The organism is Microbacterium sp. WCS2018Hpa-23 (assembly GCF_031843845.1).
GTDB lineage: Bacteria > Actinomycetota > Actinomycetes > Actinomycetales > Microbacteriaceae > Microbacterium.
Map to the genome: position 1 here is coordinate 82,440 of NZ_JAVTIZ010000007.1, position 18,903 is coordinate 101,342.

The 18,903-nt window shown below is 66.6% G+C and carries 20 protein-coding genes and 1 tRNA gene; 15 read left to right on the forward strand and 6 right to left on the reverse strand.

Annotation, left to right across the window (positions count from 1 at the left end; translation table 11 throughout):
- Position 1 precedes the first annotated feature (1 nt).
- Genes RQG77_RS12920 through RQG77_RS12930 form a run of 3 tightly spaced genes read left to right on the forward strand, consistent with a single transcriptional unit; the run spans position 2 to position 3,158 of the window.
- A complete protein-coding gene (locus RQG77_RS12920) occupies positions 2–1,000 on the forward strand; it encodes a zinc finger domain-containing protein (protein ID WP_311245063.1) in 999 nt (332 codons plus the stop codon).
- Positions 1,001–1,023: 23 nt separating this feature from the next.
- Positions 1,024–1,665, forward strand: a complete 642-nt coding sequence (locus tag RQG77_RS12925; RefSeq protein WP_311245064.1) for an FMN-binding negative transcriptional regulator — start codon at positions 1,024–1,026, stop codon at positions 1,663–1,665.
- A complete protein-coding gene (locus RQG77_RS12930; RefSeq protein ID WP_396653413.1) occupies positions 1,662–3,158 on the forward strand; it encodes an amidohydrolase in 1,497 nt (498 codons plus the stop codon). Before RQG77_RS12925 ends, RQG77_RS12930 begins: the two co-directional genes overlap by 4 nt.
- A 62-nt stretch (positions 3,159–3,220) precedes the next feature.
- On the opposite strand, the gene RQG77_RS12935 is transcribed toward RQG77_RS12930, so the two are convergent.
- Positions 3,221–3,706, reverse strand: a complete 486-nt coding sequence (locus tag RQG77_RS12935; RefSeq protein WP_120492977.1) for a Dps family protein — start codon at positions 3,704–3,706, stop codon at positions 3,221–3,223.
- A gap of 141 nt (positions 3,707–3,847) precedes the next feature.
- Between RQG77_RS12935 and RQG77_RS12940 the strand changes: the two genes are divergently transcribed.
- The 8 genes from RQG77_RS12940 (at position 3,848) to RQG77_RS12975 (ending at position 11,030) form a co-directional block, all read left to right on the forward strand.
- Positions 3,848–4,384, forward strand: a complete 537-nt coding sequence (locus tag RQG77_RS12940; RefSeq protein ID WP_311245065.1) for a gamma carbonic anhydrase family protein — start codon at positions 3,848–3,850, stop codon at positions 4,382–4,384.
- A gap of 29 nt (positions 4,385–4,413) precedes the next feature.
- A tRNA-Ile gene (locus tag RQG77_RS12945) sits at positions 4,414–4,487 on the forward strand.
- Between the two features lie 375 nt (positions 4,488–4,862).
- Entirely contained in the window at positions 4,863–6,083 is a 1,221-nt protein-coding gene (locus RQG77_RS12950; protein ID WP_311245066.1) for a histidine kinase, read from the forward strand.
- A gap of 11 nt (positions 6,084–6,094) precedes the next feature.
- Positions 6,095–6,751, forward strand: a complete 657-nt coding sequence (locus RQG77_RS12955) for a response regulator transcription factor (protein WP_311245067.1) — start codon at positions 6,095–6,097, stop codon at positions 6,749–6,751.
- A 117-nt stretch (positions 6,752–6,868) separates the two neighbouring features.
- Positions 6,869–7,606 carry an ATP-binding cassette domain-containing protein gene (locus RQG77_RS12960; protein ID WP_311245068.1) on the forward strand — a complete coding sequence of 246 codons (738 nt, stop codon included), beginning with the start codon at positions 6,869–6,871 and terminating at the stop codon, positions 7,604–7,606.
- On the forward strand, positions 7,603–8,412 hold the full coding sequence (locus RQG77_RS12965; RefSeq protein WP_311245069.1) for an ABC transporter permease: 810 nt from the start codon (positions 7,603–7,605) through the stop codon (positions 8,410–8,412). Before RQG77_RS12960 ends, RQG77_RS12965 begins: the two co-directional genes overlap by 4 nt.
- A 20-nt stretch (positions 8,413–8,432) precedes the next feature.
- Positions 8,433–9,179, forward strand: a complete 747-nt coding sequence (locus tag RQG77_RS12970) for an ABC transporter permease (RefSeq protein WP_311245070.1) — start codon at positions 8,433–8,435, stop codon at positions 9,177–9,179.
- A 1,647-nt stretch (positions 9,180–10,826) separates the two neighbouring features.
- Entirely contained in the window at positions 10,827–11,030 is a 204-nt protein-coding gene (locus tag RQG77_RS12975) for a DUF6458 family protein (protein WP_311245071.1), read from the forward strand.
- 21 nt (positions 11,031–11,051) lie between these two features.
- Here RQG77_RS12975 and RQG77_RS12980 read toward each other — a convergent pair whose 3' ends face one another.
- The 3 genes from RQG77_RS12980 to RQG77_RS12990 all read right to left on the reverse strand — a co-directional run bounded on the left by RQG77_RS12980 (position 11,052) and on the right by RQG77_RS12990 (position 13,142).
- Positions 11,052–11,384 carry a hypothetical protein gene (locus RQG77_RS12980; protein WP_311245072.1) on the reverse strand — a complete coding sequence of 111 codons (333 nt, stop codon included), beginning with the start codon at positions 11,382–11,384 and terminating at the stop codon, positions 11,052–11,054.
- An 86-nt stretch (positions 11,385–11,470) separates the two neighbouring features.
- Positions 11,471–12,409: an AraC family transcriptional regulator gene (locus RQG77_RS12985; RefSeq protein ID WP_311245073.1), complete on the reverse strand. Its 939-nt coding sequence runs from the start codon at positions 12,407–12,409 to the stop codon at positions 11,471–11,473.
- Positions 12,390–13,142: an exonuclease domain-containing protein gene (locus RQG77_RS12990; RefSeq protein ID WP_311245074.1), complete on the reverse strand. Its 753-nt coding sequence runs from the start codon at positions 13,140–13,142 to the stop codon at positions 12,390–12,392. Before RQG77_RS12990 ends, RQG77_RS12985 begins: the two co-directional genes overlap by 20 nt.
- Before the next feature lie 80 nt (positions 13,143–13,222).
- On the opposite strand from RQG77_RS12990, the gene RQG77_RS12995 reads away from it, so the two are divergent.
- Positions 13,223–14,122, forward strand: coding sequence for an alpha/beta hydrolase (locus RQG77_RS12995; protein WP_311245075.1), 900 nt, complete (start codon positions 13,223–13,225; stop codon positions 14,120–14,122).
- On the opposite strand, the gene RQG77_RS13000 is transcribed toward RQG77_RS12995, so the two are convergent.
- Positions 14,094–14,567, reverse strand: coding sequence for an Lrp/AsnC family transcriptional regulator (locus tag RQG77_RS13000; protein ID WP_056307813.1), 474 nt, complete (start codon positions 14,565–14,567; stop codon positions 14,094–14,096). The genes RQG77_RS12995 and RQG77_RS13000 overlap by 29 nt on opposite strands.
- Positions 14,568–14,735: 168 nt before the next feature.
- On the opposite strand from RQG77_RS13000, the gene pdhA reads away from it, so the two are divergent.
- From pdhA to RQG77_RS13015, 3 genes are read left to right on the forward strand one after another with little or no spacing between them, the layout of a single operon-like run.
- Positions 14,736–15,851, forward strand: a complete 1,116-nt coding sequence (gene pdhA / locus RQG77_RS13005; RefSeq protein WP_311245227.1) for a pyruvate dehydrogenase (acetyl-transferring) E1 component subunit alpha — start codon at positions 14,736–14,738, stop codon at positions 15,849–15,851.
- Positions 15,852–15,853: 2 nt separating this feature from the next.
- Complete coding sequence (locus tag RQG77_RS13010; protein ID WP_311245076.1) at positions 15,854–16,864, forward strand: alpha-ketoacid dehydrogenase subunit beta; 1,011 nt, start codon at positions 15,854–15,856, stop codon at positions 16,862–16,864.
- Complete coding sequence (locus RQG77_RS13015) at positions 16,861–18,213, forward strand: dihydrolipoamide acetyltransferase family protein (RefSeq protein ID WP_311245077.1); 1,353 nt, start codon at positions 16,861–16,863, stop codon at positions 18,211–18,213. The genes RQG77_RS13010 and RQG77_RS13015 overlap by 4 nt, the downstream gene beginning before the upstream one ends.
- On the opposite strand, the gene RQG77_RS13020 is transcribed toward RQG77_RS13015, so the two are convergent.
- The gene (locus RQG77_RS13020; protein ID WP_056509836.1) at positions 18,206–18,799 is read right to left on the reverse strand and encodes a TetR/AcrR family transcriptional regulator; all 594 of its coding nucleotides are present in this window, start codon (positions 18,797–18,799) and stop codon (positions 18,206–18,208) included. The two genes, RQG77_RS13015 and RQG77_RS13020, sit on opposite strands and share 8 nt — an antisense overlap.
- Between the last annotated feature and the right edge of the window lie 104 nt (positions 18,800–18,903).

The following is an 18,903-nucleotide window of genomic DNA, read 5'->3' on the forward strand; positions in this document are numbered from 1 at the left end:
CATGCCCGAGGGACATTCCGTCCACCGCATCGCGCGCCAGTTCGAGCGGAACTTCGTCGGCAAGGCGATGAGCGCATCGAGCCCTCAGGGCCGGTTCGCCGAAGGCGCGGCCGTGCTCGACGGACGTGAGGCGCTCAGCGTTCAGGCCGTCGGCAAGCAGATGTTCCTCGAGGCGGAAGGCGACCTCTGGCTGAGGGTTCATCTCGGCCTCTACGGGGCATGGGACTTCGCCGGGGAGATCCTGGTCGACCCGACGATCGCGTCCGCGAACGGGCGCATGGGGCAGACCAACCAGCGGGGCACGGTGGTCGACGACGAGATCCTCGACGACGCGGGCGAGAACTCCCTCGCATCGATCGGCGCGCCACGACGCGCGCGAGTGCACGTGCGCATGTCCGAGCAGACCAAGGGCCTCGCCTACGAGGGACTGGAGTGGCCACCTCCCGTCGTCGGCCAGGTACGGCTGCGCCTGATGACCGACATCACGGCCGCCGACCTGCGCGGGCCGACCGCGTGCGTGCTGCAGACTCCCGAGGAGATGCTGGCCAGCGTCGCGAAGCTCGGCCCGGATCCGCTCGTGGGCGATCCGGCGCAGAATGAGGAACGCTTCGTTCAGGCAGTGCGCAAGAAGCAGACCGTGATCGCTCTGCTGCTCATGGACCAGGCGGTGGTGAGCGGCATCGGCAACGTGTACCGCGCGGAGATGCTCTTCCGTCAGCGGTTGAACCCCCACACGCCGGGGCGCGATGTACCGGAGGACGTCGTCCGCGCACTCTGGCACGACTGGGTGAACCTGCTCGCGATCGGAGTCGAGACCGGTCAGATGATGACCATGGACGATCTCTCGCCCGATCAGTATCGCGCGGCGATGGCGAGCCGCGACGACCGTCATTGGGTCTATCACCGGGCAGGTCTCCCGTGCCGTGTGTGCGGCACGGAGATCGCCCTCGAGGAGATCGGCGCGCGCAAGCTGTACTGGTGTCCGCGCTGCCAGGCGTGAGCCGGCGGCCATAGGCTGGGACGATGCGTCAGAACCCCAGCTTCACGCTCGCGGATGTCGCCGAGATCCGGCGAGTCATCGATGCGAACCCATGGACGACGATCGTGAGCAACGGTCCGCACGGACTCGTGTCATCGCACTATGTGGCGCTGCTCGACGATGATCGCGACGACCTGACGATCGTCGGACATGTCGGCCGGCCAGACGACCTGATCCACGGCATGGGGGAGCGGGAGCTCCTCGTCGTCTTCCAGGGCCCGCACGGTTACATCTCGCCGGGCTGGTACGGCGACGTCCAGGCCGTGCCGACCTGGAACTACACCGCCGTGCACCTGGCGGGAGTCCCCGAGATACTCAGTGAAGAAGAGAACCTCGCTGTGCTCGATCGCCTCGTCGACCGGTTCGAGGGTCGGATGCCGGAGCCGCGCGGCATGTGGGAGCGCCCGAACGACCCGGCGTTCGTCGCCAGACTCGCTGCCGGGACGGTCGGTTTCCGGCTCACCCCCACCCGCGTGGTCGCGAAGCGCAAGCTCAGCCAGAACAAGCCCGCCGAGACCGTCGAGACCGTGATCGCGGAGCTCGAGGGCGACGGCCCGTACGCACAGCCCGAACTCGCCGCTGAGATGAGGCGTGCCCAGGCAGCCCGTGCAGGAGGCACCAGGTGAGCAGTATCGATGCCCGCCTCGGGACGATCACGGGCGTGCGGATCGCCGGCCCCGGTCGTGAGTTCCTGATCGACGACGAACCTGTCGACATCTTCATCGACGGCGGCCGCATCAGCGACATCGCTCCCACCGGCGCGATCGCCCCACAGGGCGAAGTGCTCGACGCGAACGGTGCCTGGGCGGTGCCGGGTCTGTGGGACAACCACGTGCACACCGTGCAGTGGGCCCTCGCGACCGAGCGTGTCGCTCTGGGCGGAGCGGCGTCGGCGGCGGAGGCAGCGGCGATCATGTCGGCATCCGCGCCGCTGCCGGACGGCCGCAAGGTCGGCAGCGGGTTCCGAGACGCCATGTGGCCGGATGTGCCGACCCTCGCGCTCCTTGACGGCGCCACAGGGTCGATACCCACATACCTGATCAATGCCGACGTCCACAGCACGTGGCTCAACTCCGCCGCGCTGTCGCTCGAAGGCTTCACGAGTGCAGATGGGATGCTGCGCGAACAGGACGCGTTCGAGATCTCCCGCAGGCTCAACGCCGTCGACCCGGATCGTGGCGACATCGCCGTGCGGGCGGCAGGGGAGCGGGCCGCATCCCGCGGCGTCACCGGCCTCGTCGACTTCGACATGGCCTGGAACGCCGATGCCTGGCCGCGGCGGGTGGCGGCGGGCTTCGCCTCTCATCGCGTCGAGTTCGCCGTCTATCCGTTCGACCTGACCCGCGCCATCGCGGCGGGGCTGCGGACCGGGGAACTCCACGACGCGCCGGACACGCCGGAGGCCGGACGCGGTCTGGTGCACGTCGGGCCGCTGAAGATCATCAGCGACGGATCCCTGGGGACGCGGACCGCGGCGTGCTCGCACTCCTACCCTGGCGATCCCGAGAACTTCGGAGTGCTCACGGTCCCGCCCGCAGAACTCACCGAGCTGCTCACAGTCGCCACGGGAGCCGGGCTATCGGTCGCCGTGCACGCTATCGGGGATCGTGCGGTCACCGGCGCTCTCGATGCCTTCACCGTGTCGGGGGCCGTGGGCACGATCGAACATGCTCAGCTCGTGAGGCATGCGGATCTCGCCCGCTTCGGCCGGCTCGGAGTGATCGCCAGCGTGCAGCCGCAGCATGCTCTCGACGACCGCGATCTCGTCGGGAAGCACTGGGCGGGGCAGACGTCGATCGGGTACCCCCTCGGTGCCCTGCGCGACGCGGGAGTGGAGCTGAGGTTCGGCTCGGATGCCCCCGTCGCTCCCCTCGACCCGTGGCAGGCGATCGCCGCGGCCGTGACGCGCACCGATGACGACCGCGACCCGTGGCACCCTGAAGAGCGGCTGACGCGTGAGCAGGCTCTTCAGGCGAGTGTGCGCACGGCTCTCCGACCGGGAGAGGTCGCTGACATCGTGCTGTGCGGGTTCGACCCGCTGACCGCGTCGGGCAGTGACCTGCGGGGCATGCCGATCATCGCGACGATGGTCGCCGGTCGTGTCACGCACGGAGCCTGACATCGAGCGCGAATGAGAGAGGGCACCGGGAGAACCCGGTGCCCTCTCTCATGAGGTGCTGCTTACGCGGCGATGTGCGACACGAGGAACCAACGGTCCTTCTCGAGTCCGCGCATCACCTCGATGGCGACGTCCTGGCTGGTGAGGTCGACCTCGTCGAGACCGTCGATCGCGGTCTTCACGTCGACGAGGATCGCGTCGATGTCGGAGATGACGGCGCGGACGAGCTCGTCGGACTGCGTGAAGCCTGCGGGGACCGAGGTCGCGCTGCCCTTCGCGGCCACGGCGCTGATGCGCGCGTCGATCGGGAGGCCCAGGGCGACGATGCGCTCTGCTGCGGTGTCTGCGAAGTCACCGGCGTGGGCGACGATGGTGTCGAGCAGCTCATGGACACCGACGAAGTTCGCACCGCGGACGTGCCAGTGCGCCTGCTTGCCGTTGACCGTGAGCGCCTGAAGTCCGAGGACGACGGGCGAAAGGAACTGTGCCGCTGCAGCTGCCACGGTCGGGTCGCTGGCGGTGGTGGAAACGGTCTGTACCTTGCTCATCTTCGGCTCCTCTGAAGTGCTCTTCTCGTACCTGATGAAGACAACGCTACTCACTTGAAAACATTCCGCAAGCAAGCGAAGGCTCGGCTTAGTGCCCCGGAATCACGCGGAAATCGGGGGAGGTGAGGGTAGTCTCGCCTCATGAGCATCGCTGCCGGATCCTCCGTTCTCGTACTCCCCGGGAAGACTCCCTCGATCGACGGAAATGCGTTCGTCGCAGACGGCGCACGTATCGTCGGCGACGTCTCGCTGGCTGCGGGAGCGAGCGTCTGGTACAACGCCGTGCTCCGCGGTGATTCGGCGGGCATCGTGATCGGCGCCGGGAGCAACGTGCAGGACAACGTGTCGGTCCATGTCGACTCCGGACATCCCGTCGCCGTCGGCGCGAAGGTCTCGATCGGCCACAATGCCGTGGTCCACGGGTGCACGATCGGAGACGGAACGCTCATCGGCATGGGAGCCGTGATCCTCAGCGGCGCGATCATCGGTGCGGGATGCCTCATCGCCGGCGGCGCTGTCGTGCTCGGGGGAACCGAGGTGCCAGACGGCTCGCTGGTGGCGGGGGTGCCTGCGAAGGTGCGGCGGACGCTCAGCGACGAGGAACGCGCAGGACTGATCGCGAACGCGGACATCTACCTGGGGCACCAGCAGACGCACGCCGAGGCGACGCCGATCTGACCGAGGTCGACCGGTAGGCTGGTGCTCACGGGGCGGTGGCCAAGCTGGTTAAGGCAGTGGGCTCATAACCCAACGATCGCGGGTTCAAGTCCCGCCCGCCCTACTCGAAACTCTCCATACTCGCTGTGATCACGCGGATGTAGGGAGAGGACGGATGTTGGAACTTCCGGCACCGAGCGGGTATTTGGGCGAATGTCAGGTCAGAAATAGGTCCCCGCCTACCACTTCCCGAAGGGGTGTACGTGGTGGAACGTTGCTTGTGGTTGCACATCGGCTCTCGACCGTCATCGCGTCTGACCAGATTCTCGTGTTAGAGAAGGGCAAGATCGTCGGTAGAGGTACACATGAGGAGCTGGTCGCGTCGACAGCTCTTTACCGCGAGCTTGCTGAGCATCAGCTATTGACTCACGCCGAGGGGTAGCCCGCGGCGGTTCGGATCTGCGATCAGGTGAGAAGCACGACACGATAGGGAGGCCGCATGACCGGTGATGGAAGGTGGGTATCCACGCTCCGGGATGCGCTTGTCGGGATCATGCTGATCGCCGTCCTGTGGCTTACGGCGGAAACGCCGGACACGGCATCGCGCGTATTGCAGCTCAGCTTGGCGACGATCGTGCTCATGGCGATGCTTCTGCGGAGGAAATGGCCGGCACTCACCGTCGCAGTCTCACTACTGGCGACCTGTCTCGCATGGACACTTGGCATGACTTTCGACCCGTTCGTGCTGACTGGCTGGTGCGTGCTCGTCTATTCCGAACGGCGGAACGTCCAGATGATGCCCTGGTGGATGGTCGCGTCCGGCGCGGCACTGCTCCTGGTTGCGCTCGGCTTCCGTGCCGAAGGAGTCGAAGACCGCCTGCGGGACCTACTGCTAGGCGCAATAGTGCTCTCGGCGGCATGGTTCCTCGGCGTGCGCACCCGCGAGGCTCGCAGCGATGCCGCGTTGAGGTCTCGAACGGAAGAGCGGCTCCGTCTGGCACGAGACGTGCACGACGTGCTCTCGCACTCGCTGGGCGCGATCGGGGTACATGCTGGTGTCTCCGCACACGTCACCACACTGGACGAGGACGAACTCCGAGAAGCGCTGCGCCATATCGAGATGGACGCACGTCGCTCGCTCGCAGAACTGAAGACGTTGCTGCATCACGAGCGATCGAGCGTCGAGGGCTCCCTGGCCCTGGCGGCCGTGAGTGAGCAGAGCAGTTCCGGCCCGCCGAACGTGCCAGAGAGGCGCTCCGAACGCGTGCCTTCAGGGGCGACGGCCGCTGCCTTGTCTTCGCCGTTCTCCGCTTCGCTCACTGACGTTGTCAGCGCAGCACAGCGAGCGGGGATACACACCGCATTCGACGCCCCGATCGGGGTTGAACTCGACGGATTGCCGGCGCACGTGCATACGACGCTCTACCGTGTCGCCCAGGAGGCGACGACAAACGTCATCCGTCATTCGTCGGCCTCTTCGATGTCAATCAGGGTGAAGGTCCTCGCAGCGAGCGTCGAGCTTGAGGTTCGCGATGACGGCACCGGATCTCCTGCCCGCGGCGTCAGTAAGCTGCGGGAAGGGCATGGCTTGACCGGGATGCGAGAGCGCGTCGCGCTCGTCGGAGGCACTCTTCGAATCGCCTCGGATGCAGCAGCGCCTCAGCCTGGCTTCGTCGTGACTGCAACGATTCCGTTGTCGCCTGAGGTGGTCCGACAATGAATGAGATTCGAGTGCTCATCGCAGACGACGAACGCGCCATTCGGGAATCATTGCGACTGCTCATCAACGCAGAGCCGGACATGCGTGTCGTCGCGGACGCGTCCAACGGCGCCTCGGCTTTGAGTCTGGTGGATGCGCACCGTCCCGATGTGATTCTGATGGATGTGCAGATGCCTCGCATGGATGGCCTGGAGGCCACTCGCAGCCTTGGCGTACGTCGCGACTCTCACGCCCCGCAGTGCCCGCGAGTGATCGTGCTGACGACGTTCGATCTGGACGAGTATGTGTTTGAAGCTCTGCGCGCCGGGGCGTCGGGATTCCTGCTGAAGAACAGCCCGCCATCGGAGCTTCTGCGTGCGATCCGCGTCGCCCACGAGGGCAATGCTCTCCTGGCGCCTGAGGTCACGAAGCGGCTCATCGGTCAGTTCTCCTCCCGGCAAGCCGACGCAAGCGTTTCGTCCTTGACAGATCGTGAGCGAGAGACCCTCGTGTTGGTCGGCCGCGGGCTCTCCAACGCTGAGATCGCGGCGGCTCTGTTCGTCACGGTGACGACGGTGCGCACCTACGTCAGTCGCATTCTGACGAAGCTCGATTCCCGTGACCGAGCTGGGCTTGTCGTCGTCGCCTACGAGAACGGCCTGGTAGGGCTGGGATCGCCGGCTCTGTAGCCGTCCCCACCCACACGCCCTGTCACGCAAACCGGGATGCGACGGAAATGTCGGCTGCGTCAAGACTGTCGACGCTCGCAGACTGCCCCGGCTCGTCCCGCACGGTTGGCTGGAGACATGATCGAAGTACACCACCTGACCAAGCGACACGGTTCGCGTGCAGTCGTTGACGACGTCAGCTTCACCGCGCGGCCCGGCCGGGTCACAGGGTTCCTCGGCCCCAACGGCGCTGGGAAGTCATCGACCTTGCGCATCCTCCTTGGCCTCGACCGAGCGACCTCCGGGCATGCACTGATCGACGGAAAGCCGTATCGATCCATACGCCAGCCTCTGTGGGAGGTCGGCGCGATGCTCGACGGTCCCGGCGCGAACAAAGATCGCACCGCACGCGCGCACTTGCGATGGGTGGCGCAATCGAATGGGATCCCCGCCAGACGTGTCGACGAAGTGCTCGTGCACACGGGGCTCGCAGATGCCTCTCGGACGCGCATCAGCGGCTTCTCGCTCGGCATGGGACAGCGCCTGGGCATCGCCACCGCCATCCTCGGCAACCCTCAAGTCCTCGTCCTTGACGAACCGACGAACGGCCTGGATCCAGACGGGATCCGATGGATTCGGCGGTTCCTGCGCGCGCAAGCGGAAGACGGGAAGACCGTGCTTGTCTCCAGCCACCTCATGAGCGAGATGGAAGAGGCGGCTGACGACTACGTCGTCATCGCTCAGGGTCGTGTCGTCGCACAAGGGCTTGCGGCCGACGTCAGAGGCCCACACAGCACGTTGGAGGGTGCGTTTTTTGCGCTCACTGAAGAGTGCTCCGACTATCGCGCATCCGGACGCAGAGAGGGAGAGCGATGACCCACTCCAACGTCAGCTCGAGGTTGCCCTCACGCACAGCACTGCAAACCACTATCGCTCTGTTCGCAGCCGAGACCATGAAGCTCGTCAGCTCCAGAGCGACCTGGATCCTCGTGTTGGTGACGATCCTCGGTACATGGCCCATGGCACTATCGAACGCTAGCTCCGGCGTTGACCTGCCCGCAGATGATCCCCTCCTGTTCTCATCAGAGCCAATCCCGCTTGAGTTTCAAGGCTTCGAGATGGCCGGATTCGGCTATGTCCTGGTCGTCGCGATCTCCGCGCTCTGGGCGGGAAGCGAGTATGGCTCGGGAGGACAGCTCAGGACCACGCTGTTGGCCACCCCCAGACGGCTTCGGGTGTTCATCGTGAAGGTAGCGCTGCTGACGGTCCTTGTCGCGGCCACAGCGTTCCTGACGATGTGGGGCACCATTGCCATCACGCACTCCGCAGGCCAGACGAGTGTTGACCCGTGGACACTGAACGAAGCGATCTGGTCCAACCTCGCAGGCGTCACCGTGGCATGGGTCCTCACCGCGGTCATCACGTTCGCGATCGGTACTTTGGCGCGATCTGCCATTCTGCCGCTCATCCTCATCACCCCCCTCGTAATCGGCATAGGCGACTTTCTCGCCGGTCTCTGGGACGGTGCGAGGTTCTTGCCGATCACGGCTGGTGCTGCGATGCACAGCGATCCCGCATCCGGCACCGTACTCGAGCCGCTCACTGGCGGACTTGTCCAAGCGGGCTGGGCCGCATCACTGCTGATCGCTGCGGCAATCTCGTTCACTCGACGAGACCTGTAGATCCCAGGAGGCCGGAGAGCATGATCCGCACAATCCACGCCGAGCTCACCAAGGCGTTCACGTTGCGCAGCGTTCAGGTCACCACTGCTGCCGCGCTCGTCGCGCCCCCCGCCCTCGCACTGGCGTCGGGCCTTGCATTCGACCCATCCTCACCAGCCAGTGCAGCGCTCCGGCCGGTGGCACACGGTTTCGAAACTGCAGGGTTCGGACAGCCCCTCGTCATTCTTCTCGCAGCGCTCATCGTAGGCGGCGAATACCTCCATGGGAGTCTTCGAACGACTCTCCTGGCGACCCCCCAGCGCGGACGTGTGTTTGGGGCAAAACTTGTTGTCATTGCAGCGCTTGCGCTGGCAGTCGGCGTCATCGCTACGAGCGCTGCGGTCCTACTCAAACACGCAGCGCTCGGTGAGCACGGGCTGAGGGTGAGCGAGTTCACACCAGCAATGGCCCTGAACCTGCTGACAGTCAGCATCAACTATGCCCTTATAGCCCTGATTGCCGCATCGATCACCGCCCTCGCCCGCACGTTCATCGTCACCCTCATCGTGCTGATACCGCTCGTCCTGGGCCTCACCATCTCCCTCGTCAGCGTCTTGCCACCGCTGAAGTTCCTGCCTGATCTCGCAGGGATCCAACTCCTCACCTCGTATGCCGGCGTCGGTCTCCTCGATCCGCTGCCAGGTGGCCTCGTGATGGCCGCGTGGGCGGCACTGCTGGTGAGCAGTGCTTCGTTCATGTTCGTTCGTCGCGACACCGGGAACGGCTGACTGGCCTTCGCCTCATCGGTTGGCGCTGATACAGCGCACAACGGTGGCGGCGCGCCTCGCATGTGGTGGGTGAGGTGCTCGCACGCCCCTCATCTCCGAGCTGCAGCGGCCCGCGCCCCTCAGCATCGAGGACAAGGTGCACCGCATCACGCGCGAACGCGAGGGCTCCGCCCTGGCGACACACCACACCATCTGATTCAGGTCGGAGCGCGGGAACGACCTCGGAGAATCCTGGTCAAGAACCACGCACGCAAGAACGCCGCCAAACAGGCCGGCGGGAAGCACACAGAAGCACTCCGCTCTGCGGCTGGTCAGCTGCAGACCCCAGCCGATCTGATCGTTGGAAGTAGCGCAGCTGATAAGCGCCGCGAGCAAGCCGACATGCGATGCGTCGCGGCGGAGGCGGGTTTCGAGGTCGTTGACCATGGTCATAGTTGTCAGCGCTGTAGTGCCCGAGGTCAGCGGCCGCCACGCTCGTGTCCAGCGCAGGGGTCACGGCGACCATCAGGGGCGCTGTGAGCGGGGTGTCCTCGACAATGGGTGCCCGGTATACGGGTGCTTTCGTCACCTGCCAGACGTCACCGTCGATCGACGCGTACCCGCTGACCAGCTCCTGCGCGATCTGCGCAGCGCGTTCTTCGGTTTCGGCAGCAACTGGGGGAGTGCGCTCCGTCTCCTGCGTAAGCCACTCTGCGTCTGCCGGCACTGGTCGAAGGCCGTATGCGCGCCCGGACTCAGTCGGAGCCCAGGATGCACTCGGGGGAACGACTGGACTCACCTGCCCGGTTCCCGGGTCTTCGATGCCCCAGACCTGGCGGAAGAGTTTTCCGTCGACGGCCCGGTACTCACGTGCGACCTCGTCTCCGGATGAGACCCCATCCACGGTGATGGTGATCGGGGCCTGATGGGAGGCGTACGTCGGGATCGAGACGTGGGTCACGAAGGAGCGGACGTCCACGGCACGTGAGCTCGGTGACGTCGTCCCTCGTCCTCGCCGGTACCAACTGAGCCCCTCCCTCTTTCGTCGGGAGTCGCCGGGGAGGTCCACAGGGATGTCGTCGTTCGCGGGGTTCAGCGGGTGTCGCCAGCCGATGCGCACGCGAGCTCGGCGTGTGTCAGCAGCGCCGCTGAGCGGAGCTACCGGCGGCGCCGTGGGGCGCCCGGCGAACTGTCCTCCGCCTGGCCCCGAGAGCCGGTGGATGTTCCCGTGGCCATCCATGATCGGCAAGGTCATATCGCCACCTCCACCACGCCACCCTTGCGGCAAGATCGCATCTCTCGTCAGAATGTCGCACTGGCGATATGTGTGAGGACAGACCGAGTCGTGCATCCGTGGTATAGCCGAGCAGCGGATCCACTTCGGGCGGAAATCTGGTCACTTTTGCGGGATACGGGCTGTTACGGGAACGTTGCAACACGTGCTGACAGTGGAAACAACGTCTAGATTCAGGGGAATCAGGAGCTGTTTCGAACCGGGCTCATAACCCAACGATCGCGGGTTCAAGTCCCGCCCGCCCTACTTCTGCAGTACTCTCGCTCGTCGCGCTGTGGCCGAACGCCGGCCGATCGCATCGATTGACCCCAGGGGTGACGCTCGCGGCGTGCCATGGTTATCCTCAGGATGTCCGCCACCATTCAGGAGGAACCATGACAATCGGTACCGGAATCGCACTGTTCGTGATCGGAGCGATCCTCGCGTTCGCCGTCAATGTGCAGATCGAATGGATCGACCTCAACATGGTCGGCTACATCCTGATGGTCGCAGGCGCGATCGGACTCATCATCGGTGTGATCATGCTGGTCGTGCGCCGCGGACGCAGAGGCGGGACTGTCGACGACCAGGTCCTCTGATCGCCGGTAGTTTCGAGAGAGTCAGTGCGGGTCGACTCCGGCGAGCTGATCCGATGGCTCCAGGAGCTCCTCGACGAGCGTGATGCCTCCGCTGGAGTTCGCCGAGTGGGCGAGATCCTCGATCCATCGACGGCTGAGCTCGGGCGCCTCGCTCTCGTCGAAGACGAACCGCAGCGGTATCGAGGGGTGCAGCCAGACCGTCGAGCGGCCTTCGGTTTCGCCGTCGGGGTGCTTCCACGTCAGCGTGAAGCTCTCGTTGCGACGCAACTTCGTCGCCACGACGACTTTGAGGTGTGCAAGCGCTCGATCTTCGATATGGATCGGCTCCGAGCCGCCGTAATAGAGAGAACCCATATCTCGGAATATATGTGTCAGCGGGTGCATCCCTCAGCGGGCACGTCGCGGCGCGCGACGGGCGCGAACAACCTGTTCGCATAGTGTCATCGACGATGCTTCGCCGCCGTCACAGAAGGAAGCACACCGAAGCTCTCTCGATAGGCAGCGGCGAAGCGGGACGGGTGCGAGAACCCCCATCGACGCGCCACCGAGGCGACGGTCACCTGAGATCCCGATCGCAGGTCGCGGTGCGCTCCGTCGAGGCGTGCCTGCCGCAGTGACTCCGCCGGCGTCGTGTCGAGCGCGCGTCGAAAGGCATACTGCAGGCCCCGCGTCGAGATATGGACGGCGGCGGCGATGTCGTCGACCGTGATCGGCCGGTGCGAGTTCTCGGCGATGAAGTCGAGGGCGCGACGGACGGTCGCGGGCGCCGGAGCGCTCTGAGCCGGCCGATGGCGCTCGAGGCGACTCGTCGTCGCGAAGGCTGCGAGCGTCGTCGCGGCCGCATGGCGGGCCAGCTCGCTGCGCAGGACATCGTCATCGTCTTCTCCGTCGGTGATATTCGCGGCACTCTGCTCGAGGTACGCGAACATGCGATCCCAGGCCGCACCGGCGTGCGCGGAGCGCGGAGCCAGATCGCCCACGCGGACGGAGACGTCGTCGTCGCCGCTGATCCTCCTCGCCAGGTCGGTCAGGGCGTTTCGCTCGAAGACGAGGGCCGTGACCCTGGCACCCGCATCCCAGCGGGCATGCACTCTCCGGCCATCGGATATCCACGGGCGACTCGCATCGAGATCGCCTCGATCGGAGTACACGCGGACGCCGGGGCCGTCGACATGGCAGACCAGGATCTGATCCTGAGGTTCGGCCGTCGATCGCACCTCCGCTGCGAGGTCGTAGCGCACGAGGCTCGCTGCGCCGAGGTCGGCAGAGTGCCAGTCGAACCGGAACCGCTGCGGATCTACGTCATGGAGGACTGCCGACGGGACGAACTGCTTCCAAGTGCTCTCGACACGCGAGACGTCACTGGTTCGGAATCGCATCGCAGGACACCGCCTCGGTCGAACGGCGTGCGCGCACCGGCCAGGTGCCGTCAAGGCGATCGTCGGGATCGAGGCGACCGATGCGGATGAAGTACTCCGTGAGGCTCGCAGCCTGAGAACGCGCCCATCCCACCTGCCGCGTGTGGAGTTCCTCAAGCGTCTCGGGCAGCGTGAACTGGCGGGCGAGGGCCTGGGCCACACGGCCCGCCGCGACGGCATCGGCCGCAGCCTCGTGCGCGTCCTCGAGCTGCACCGCGTAGAGCGCGGCGACCACCTGGAGTGTGCGCTTGCCCGGACGGTAGCGGTCGTACGCCTTGTCGATGACGTGCGGGTCGATGATCGGGGACGGGTTCTCGAGAGGAGCGATCCCGTGTCGGTGGGCCTCGTGCGCCAGGAGGGAGAAGTCGTACGCGGCGTTGTACGCGACCACCGGAACGCCCTGCGACAGCAACGAACGCAGAGCAGACGTCACCTCCGCGACGACCTCGCCGACGGGGCGCCCGAGTCGGCGAGCGTGCTCGGTCGTCACGCCGTGCACTGCCGTCGCACCCTCGGGGATCGCGATGCCCGGATCTGCGAGCCAGTCGCGCGCAGCGATCTCTCGGCCTTCTGCATCGAGCAATCCCACGTGCGCGGTCACGACGCGATCGTTCTCGACGTCGACGCCGGTCGTCTCGAGATCGAACACCCCCACGCGAGTGATCCAGTGCGGGAGGGGAGGAGCCGTGGACATGATTTCACCGTAGATCCGGGTACGGACATCGGGGCGGAGGCACACGGGGAGTGTCCATTCGACGACTCTAGAATCGGAGTATGACCGTGCTCTCGCCTTACGCCGACCGCCTGCAACGCCTCCCGGTCGAGCGCCGCGAGGCGGAGGTGCGCGGCGGACTCACGGCCTACTGGGAGTACGGCTCTGCAGACGCCGACGTCACCGTGATCGCCGTGCACGGCTTCCGCGGTGAGCATCACGGTCTCGAATCCGTGCTCGCGTTCCTCCCGGAGGCGCGCGTGATCGCCCCTGACCTGCCGGGGTTCGGCGAGACCGCTCCCGTGCCCGGGCGCACCTACGACCTGGCCGAGTACGTCGCATGGCTCACGGAGTTCGCCGCGGCGGTCGCGCCCGGTGCGGTCATCCTCGGACACTCGTTCGGATCGATCGTCACCTCGGCAGCGGTCGCGAGCGGCCTCGCGACACCCCGCCTCATCCTGATCAACCCGATCGGCGCTCCGGCGCTCGAAGGGCCGAAGGGCATCATGACCCGTCTCGCGGTCATGTACTACGCCCTGGGCGCGCGGCTGCCCGAGAAGTTGGGCACCGCGCTGTTGCGCAACCGCCTCATCGTCAGGGTGATGAGCGTCACGATGGCCAAGACGTCCGACCGTGAACTCCGCCGGTTCATCCACGACCAGCACGACACCTACTTCTCGCGCTTCGCCGACCGGGATGTGCTCCGCGACGCGTTCGTCGCGAGCGTCTCACATGATGTGAGCGAGTTCGCCGCGGAGATCGACGTGCCCACGCTGCTGATCGCCGCGCAGCGCGACGACATCACCCCGATCGAGGTGGAACGAGAACTGGTGACGCGATTCGATGACGGGACGCTGGTGGAGATCGCGCACGTCGGACATCTGATCCACTACGAGACGCCCGCCGAAGCGGCAGGCGCCATCCGCCGCTTCCTCAGGATTCCCGCCGCGCGAGGCCGATGAGTCCGGCGACCCGGAACGGGATGACCTCGCCCATCGCGAGTGACGTCTCGGTGCGTTCGACGCCGTCGATCGACAGGATCCGGGCATCCGTGTCGAACAGATGCCGTGCGTCGCGGCAGGCGACTCGCGCGAGCAGGTCGATCGAGCCGCTGAGCCCGTGGGCCTGCACGACCTCCGGGATGCGTGCGAGTTCGTTGATGATGCGAGGCAGCTCGGTCTGACGGACCCCGATGCTGACGAAAGCCTGCAGCGGGAACCCGAGGACATCGGTCGAGAACGAGCGCTCGTACGACATGAACACGCCCGTCTGCTCCAGTCGCGCCATACGGGCCTGGATCGTGTTGCGTGACAGTCCGAGATTCTCCGCCAGTGCGACGATCGTGACCCGAGGGTCGTCGGCGAGCGCTGCGAGGAGTTCCAGATCGATGCGGTCAAGTCCAGCCATAGTGCCAAACGATAGCAGGGGCGCACGGGCTCGAATTGGGCAACATGCTCAAGACGATCGTGGTTGCTTGAGCGAGGTGATGAGCGGACGTACGCTCGAGTGAACCGGCGAAGATGCCGGGGCCGCGCGTAGAACCCGTGACGACGGCCACTGATGAGGAGGACGATGATGTCACCGCAGATCACCCCGATCGCCGACACCGCACAGGATCTCGAGCTCGCAGAGCGCATCCTCACCCCGGACGGCACGCGCATCGCGAACCCCCAGCTCGACGAGTTCCTCACCGACGTCGACGCGGCATCGCTGCGGGCGCTCCACCGGGACATGGTCATCCTCCGGCGGATCGACGCCGAGGGTGTCGCACTCCAGCGGCAGGGGCAGTTGGGACTCTGGGCGCCGTGCCAGGGTCAGGAGGCGACGCAGATCGGGACCGCCCGGGCGCTCGCGCCCCAGGACTACGTCTTCCCGAGTTACCGGGAGACCGGTGTCATCTACGCGCGCGGTGCGAAGCCCGGCGACTACGTGCGCATGTGGCGAGGCGAGGAGGGTGCGGGGCACGACCCGGCCGCGCTGCGGGTGGCACCGCTGCAGATCATCATCGGCGCACAGACTCTGCACGCTGTGGGCTACGCGCTCGGCATCCGCCACGACGGAGCCGACGAGGTCGCCGTCACCTACTTCGGCGACGGAGCGACGAGCCAGGGAGACGTCAACGAGGCGATGATCTTCGCGTCCTCCTATCAGGCGCCGGTGGTCTTCGTGTGCCAGAACAACCACTGGGCCATCTCGGAGCCCGTGTCGGTGCAGTCGCAGTATCCGATAGCCGGCCGTGCTCCCGGATTCGGGATCCCGAGCCTGCGGGTCGACGGCAACGACGTCCTCGCCTGCATGGCCGCGATGCGCTGGGCGCTCGCGCATGCCCGCTCGGGCAAGGGGCCGGCCTACATCGAGGCTGTGACGTACCGGATGGGGCCTCACACGACGGCCGACGACCCGACTCGCTACCGCAAGGAGGAGGAGCTCGACGCCTGGCGTCGTCGTGATCCGATCACCCGACTGGAAGCGCACCTGCGCGCGATCGGCGAGCTGAGCGATGAGCAGGTCGCGGAGACGCAGGCGGCCGCCGACGTGGTCGCCAAGGAGATGCGTGCGGAGTGCCTCGGCATGGTCACGCGGTCTCCGCTCTCCGTGTTCGACGGCGTCTACGCCGAGCCGCACACCGGGCTCGAGCGGCAGCGCGGCGAGTACGCCGCATATCTCGCGTCCTTCGAAGGCGAGGCGTGACCATGACGGAGCTCACTCTCGGAAAGGCCCTGGGCGCGAGCCTGCGCCAAGCGATGCGCGACGACGAGAAGGTCGTCCTGCTCGGCGAGGACATCGGGAAGCTCGGGGGCGTCTTCCGCATCACCGATGGGCTGCTCGACGAGTTCGGGGCCTCGCGTGTCATCGACACGCCCCTCGCGGAGTCGGGCATCGTCGGCACGGCGGTCGGACTCGCCTTCCGCGGCTACCGTCCTGTCGTCGAGATCCAGTTCGACGGCTTCGTCTATCCCGCGTTCGACCAGATCGTCGCGCAGGTCGCGAAGCTCCATTACCGCACTCAGGGGCGCGTGAAGATGCCGATCACGATCCGCATCCCGTGGGCGGGCGGCATCGGCGCGGCGGAGCATCACTCGGAGTCGCCCGAAGCGTACTTTGTGCATACGGCAGGGCTCCGCGTGATCGCCGTGTCGAGTCCCGAAGACGCGTATCGGAGCCTGCGCCAGGCGATCGCCTCCGACGACCCGGTCATCTTCTTCGAGCCGAAACGTCTGTACCACCACAAGGGTGACGTCGACCTCGACGCGCCGCTGGCGGATGCCGCACCCATGGGCCTTGCCCGCGTGGTCCGGTCCGGCACTGATGCCACCCTGATCACCTACGGCGCGATGGTCTCCACGGCTCTGCAGGCAGCAGAGGCCGCTGAGGACGAGGGGATCTCGCTCGAGGTCATCGACCTGCGTTCGCTGTCGCCGGTCGACTACGACACGGTCGCCGCCTCCGTCCGCAAGACGGGACGCGTGGTGGTCGCTCACGAGGCGTCGCGCGAGGCCGGGGTGGCGGCAGAGGTCATCGCGAGCATCACGGAGCTCTGCTTCGAGTACCTCGAATCCGCACCTCTCCGGGTGACGGGACATGACGTGCCGTACCCGCCCGCGAAACTCGAGAAGTATCATCTGCCGGATCTCGATCGTCTGCTCGACGCGGTCGATCGTGTGCTCGATCGCCCGAACAGCCTGACGGGAGCGGACGCATGATCGCCGAGTTCCGTCTGCCCGACCTGGGGGAGGGCCTGACGGAGGCCGAGGTCGTCCAGTGGCTCGTCGCTCCGGGCGACACCGTCTCGTTGAATCAGACGCTCGCCGAGGTCGAGACCGCCAAAGCCGTGGTCGAGCTGCCCTCGCCGTACGAGGGCGTCGTCTCGACGCTGCACGCGGAGGCGGGGGAGACCGTCGCCGTCGGATCGCCCCTGATCGCCTTCGACGTCGAGGGAGCGGAGGAGCCTCCCGTCGCGACGTCGCCCGGAGAGGAGAAGGCGCAGCCCAACCTCGTCGGGTACGGCGCTGCGCCGTCGGCATCCGGACGCCCGGCTCGGCGTGCTCGGCGTGCGGGAGGCGCGAACCCGGTCACGGACACCGCGGTTCTCGAAGCAGCACCGCACGACGCATCGCCGACTGTGAGCGTGGAGACGATCGTCGAACGTCCCCGCTCGACTCCGCCCGTCCGGGCCTACGCGAAGCGCCTGGGGATCGATCTCGCCCTCGTCGCGGCATCGGTGGGGGATCGCGTCATCACACGCGACGACATCGACGAGCACGCGGCGCGTGTCGGCATCCGCGCCGACGAGAAGGTGGCACCGAGAAGTGTGCCGCTCCCGGACTCCGCGGCTGCGCTGCACGAGCGGGTCCGCGAGACCAGGATCCCGATCCGCGGGGTGCGCAAGCACACCGCGGCCGCGATGGTCGAGAGCGCGTTCACGGCGCCGCACGTGACGGTGTTCCACACCGTGGACGTCACTGCGACGATGGAGCTCCTCGCATCGCTCAAGGAGGACCGAGGTCTGTCGGCGCACAGGATCGGTCCCCTCGCGGTGGTCGCGAAGGCCGTGTGCCTGGCGCTGACACGAACGCCGGGGCTGAATGCCCGGTGGGACGAGTCTGCGGGAGAGATCGTCCAGTACCACTACGTCGATCTCGGGATCGCGGCGGCCACCGAACGCGGGCTCATCGTGCCGAACATCCGCGACGCCGACGCGCTCACCCTCGTCGACCTCGCAGATGCGCTGAAGGCCCTCGCCGAGACCGCGCGATCCGGGAAGACCTCGCCGGCGGAGCTTTCGGGAGGCACGTTCTCGATCTCGAACATCGGAGTCTTCGGAATCGACGCCGGGACGCCGATCCTCCCGCCGGGGCAGTCCGGCATCCTCGCGGTCGGTGCGGTCAGGCGTCAGCCGTGGGAGTACCGGGGAGAGATCGCGCTGCGCCAGATGATGACGCTCAGTCTGTCGTTCGACCACCGTCTCGTCGACGGTGCAGAAGGAGCTCGATTCCTCAGAGACGTCGCAGACGTGCTCGAAGAACCGGGGCGGGCGATGCTGCTCAGGTAGTGGCGCGCAGCGCCGACTCCGCCATCGCGGCGAGCACTGTCGCGGTGGCGGAGCGCTGGCGGGCGGCGGCGCGCGTGCTGTGCGGGGTCGAGTTGATGAGGCCGAAGCACGCCTGCACGCGCAGACGCAGCTCGTCGGCGTCGGCATCGACGAGCGGGGCCAGCGTGCTGATCCACAGCTCGATATAGGCACGCTGCAGACGCCGCACCTCGGCGTGATCGCGGGCATCGAGTTGCGCGACATCCCTGTCGTGCACGCGGATCACGTCGGCGTGACCGAGTGCGAAGTCCACGTGGAAGGCGACGAGCGCGCGCATCCGCTCTTCAGGCGTTGCGCCCTCGGCGGCCACGCGGGTTCCGCCGGCGACGAGGTCGTCGCTCACCTTGACGAGAACCGCCCCGAGCAGCGCCTGCTTTCCCGCGAAGTGGCGGTACACAGCGGGGCCGGACACGCCCACGGCGGCTCCGATGTCCTCGAGACTCACACCGTTGTACCCGCTGTCGGCGAAGAGTCGCGCGGCCTCGCGGAGGATCGCGTCGGAGCGCTCTGCCTTGGCGCGATCTCGCGCGGTGACGGGGCTTGTCATCTCAGTTAATCCTCGCTAACCTGATGCAATCGGTTAGTGAACACTAACCGAGAACGCATCGAGTGCGCCAGAGCGAAGTGGCCGGCGCCACGTGGGTCGAGGAG

Bases quoted from the DNA above. Each gene is read 5' to 3' on its own strand.
- RQG77_RS12995 (WP_311245075.1), top strand. From the start codon at position 13,223: ATGACCGTGCTCTCGCCTTACGCCGACCGCCTGCAACGCCTCCCGGTC.
- RQG77_RS12970 (WP_311245070.1), top strand. From the start codon at position 8,433: ATGATCCGCACAATCCACGCCGAGCTCACCAAGGCGTTCACGTTGCGC.
- RQG77_RS13010 (WP_311245076.1), top strand. From the start codon at position 15,854: ATGACGGAGCTCACTCTCGGAAAGGCCCTGGGCGCGAGCCTGCGCCAA.
- RQG77_RS12985 (WP_311245073.1), bottom strand. From the start codon at position 12,409: ATGCGATTCCGAACCAGTGACGTCTCGCGTGTCGAGAGCACTTGGAAG.
- RQG77_RS13015 (WP_311245077.1), top strand. From the start codon at position 16,861: ATGATCGCCGAGTTCCGTCTGCCCGACCTGGGGGAGGGCCTGACGGAG.
- RQG77_RS12990 (WP_311245074.1), bottom strand. From the start codon at position 13,142: ATGTCCACGGCTCCTCCCCTCCCGCACTGGATCACTCGCGTGGGGGTG.
- RQG77_RS12980 (WP_311245072.1), bottom strand. From the start codon at position 11,384: ATGGGTTCTCTCTATTACGGCGGCTCGGAGCCGATCCATATCGAAGAT.
- RQG77_RS13000 (WP_056307813.1), bottom strand. From the start codon at position 14,567: ATGGCTGGACTTGACCGCATCGATCTGGAACTCCTCGCAGCGCTCGCC.
- RQG77_RS13020 (WP_056509836.1), bottom strand. From the start codon at position 18,799: ATGACAAGCCCCGTCACCGCGCGAGATCGCGCCAAGGCAGAGCGCTCC.
- RQG77_RS12940 (WP_311245065.1), top strand. From the start codon at position 3,848: ATGAGCATCGCTGCCGGATCCTCCGTTCTCGTACTCCCCGGGAAGACT.
- pdhA (WP_311245227.1), top strand. From the start codon at position 14,736: ATGTCACCGCAGATCACCCCGATCGCCGACACCGCACAGGATCTCGAG.
- RQG77_RS12975 (WP_311245071.1), top strand. From the start codon at position 10,827: ATGACAATCGGTACCGGAATCGCACTGTTCGTGATCGGAGCGATCCTC.
- RQG77_RS12935 (WP_120492977.1), bottom strand. From the start codon at position 3,706: ATGAGCAAGGTACAGACCGTTTCCACCACCGCCAGCGACCCGACCGTG.
- RQG77_RS12920 (WP_311245063.1), top strand. From the start codon at position 2: ATGCCCGAGGGACATTCCGTCCACCGCATCGCGCGCCAGTTCGAGCGG.
- RQG77_RS12925 (WP_311245064.1), top strand. From the start codon at position 1,024: ATGCGTCAGAACCCCAGCTTCACGCTCGCGGATGTCGCCGAGATCCGG.
- RQG77_RS12950 (WP_311245066.1), top strand. From the start codon at position 4,863: ATGACCGGTGATGGAAGGTGGGTATCCACGCTCCGGGATGCGCTTGTC.
- RQG77_RS12965 (WP_311245069.1), top strand. From the start codon at position 7,603: ATGACCCACTCCAACGTCAGCTCGAGGTTGCCCTCACGCACAGCACTG.
- RQG77_RS12960 (WP_311245068.1), top strand. From the start codon at position 6,869: ATGATCGAAGTACACCACCTGACCAAGCGACACGGTTCGCGTGCAGTC.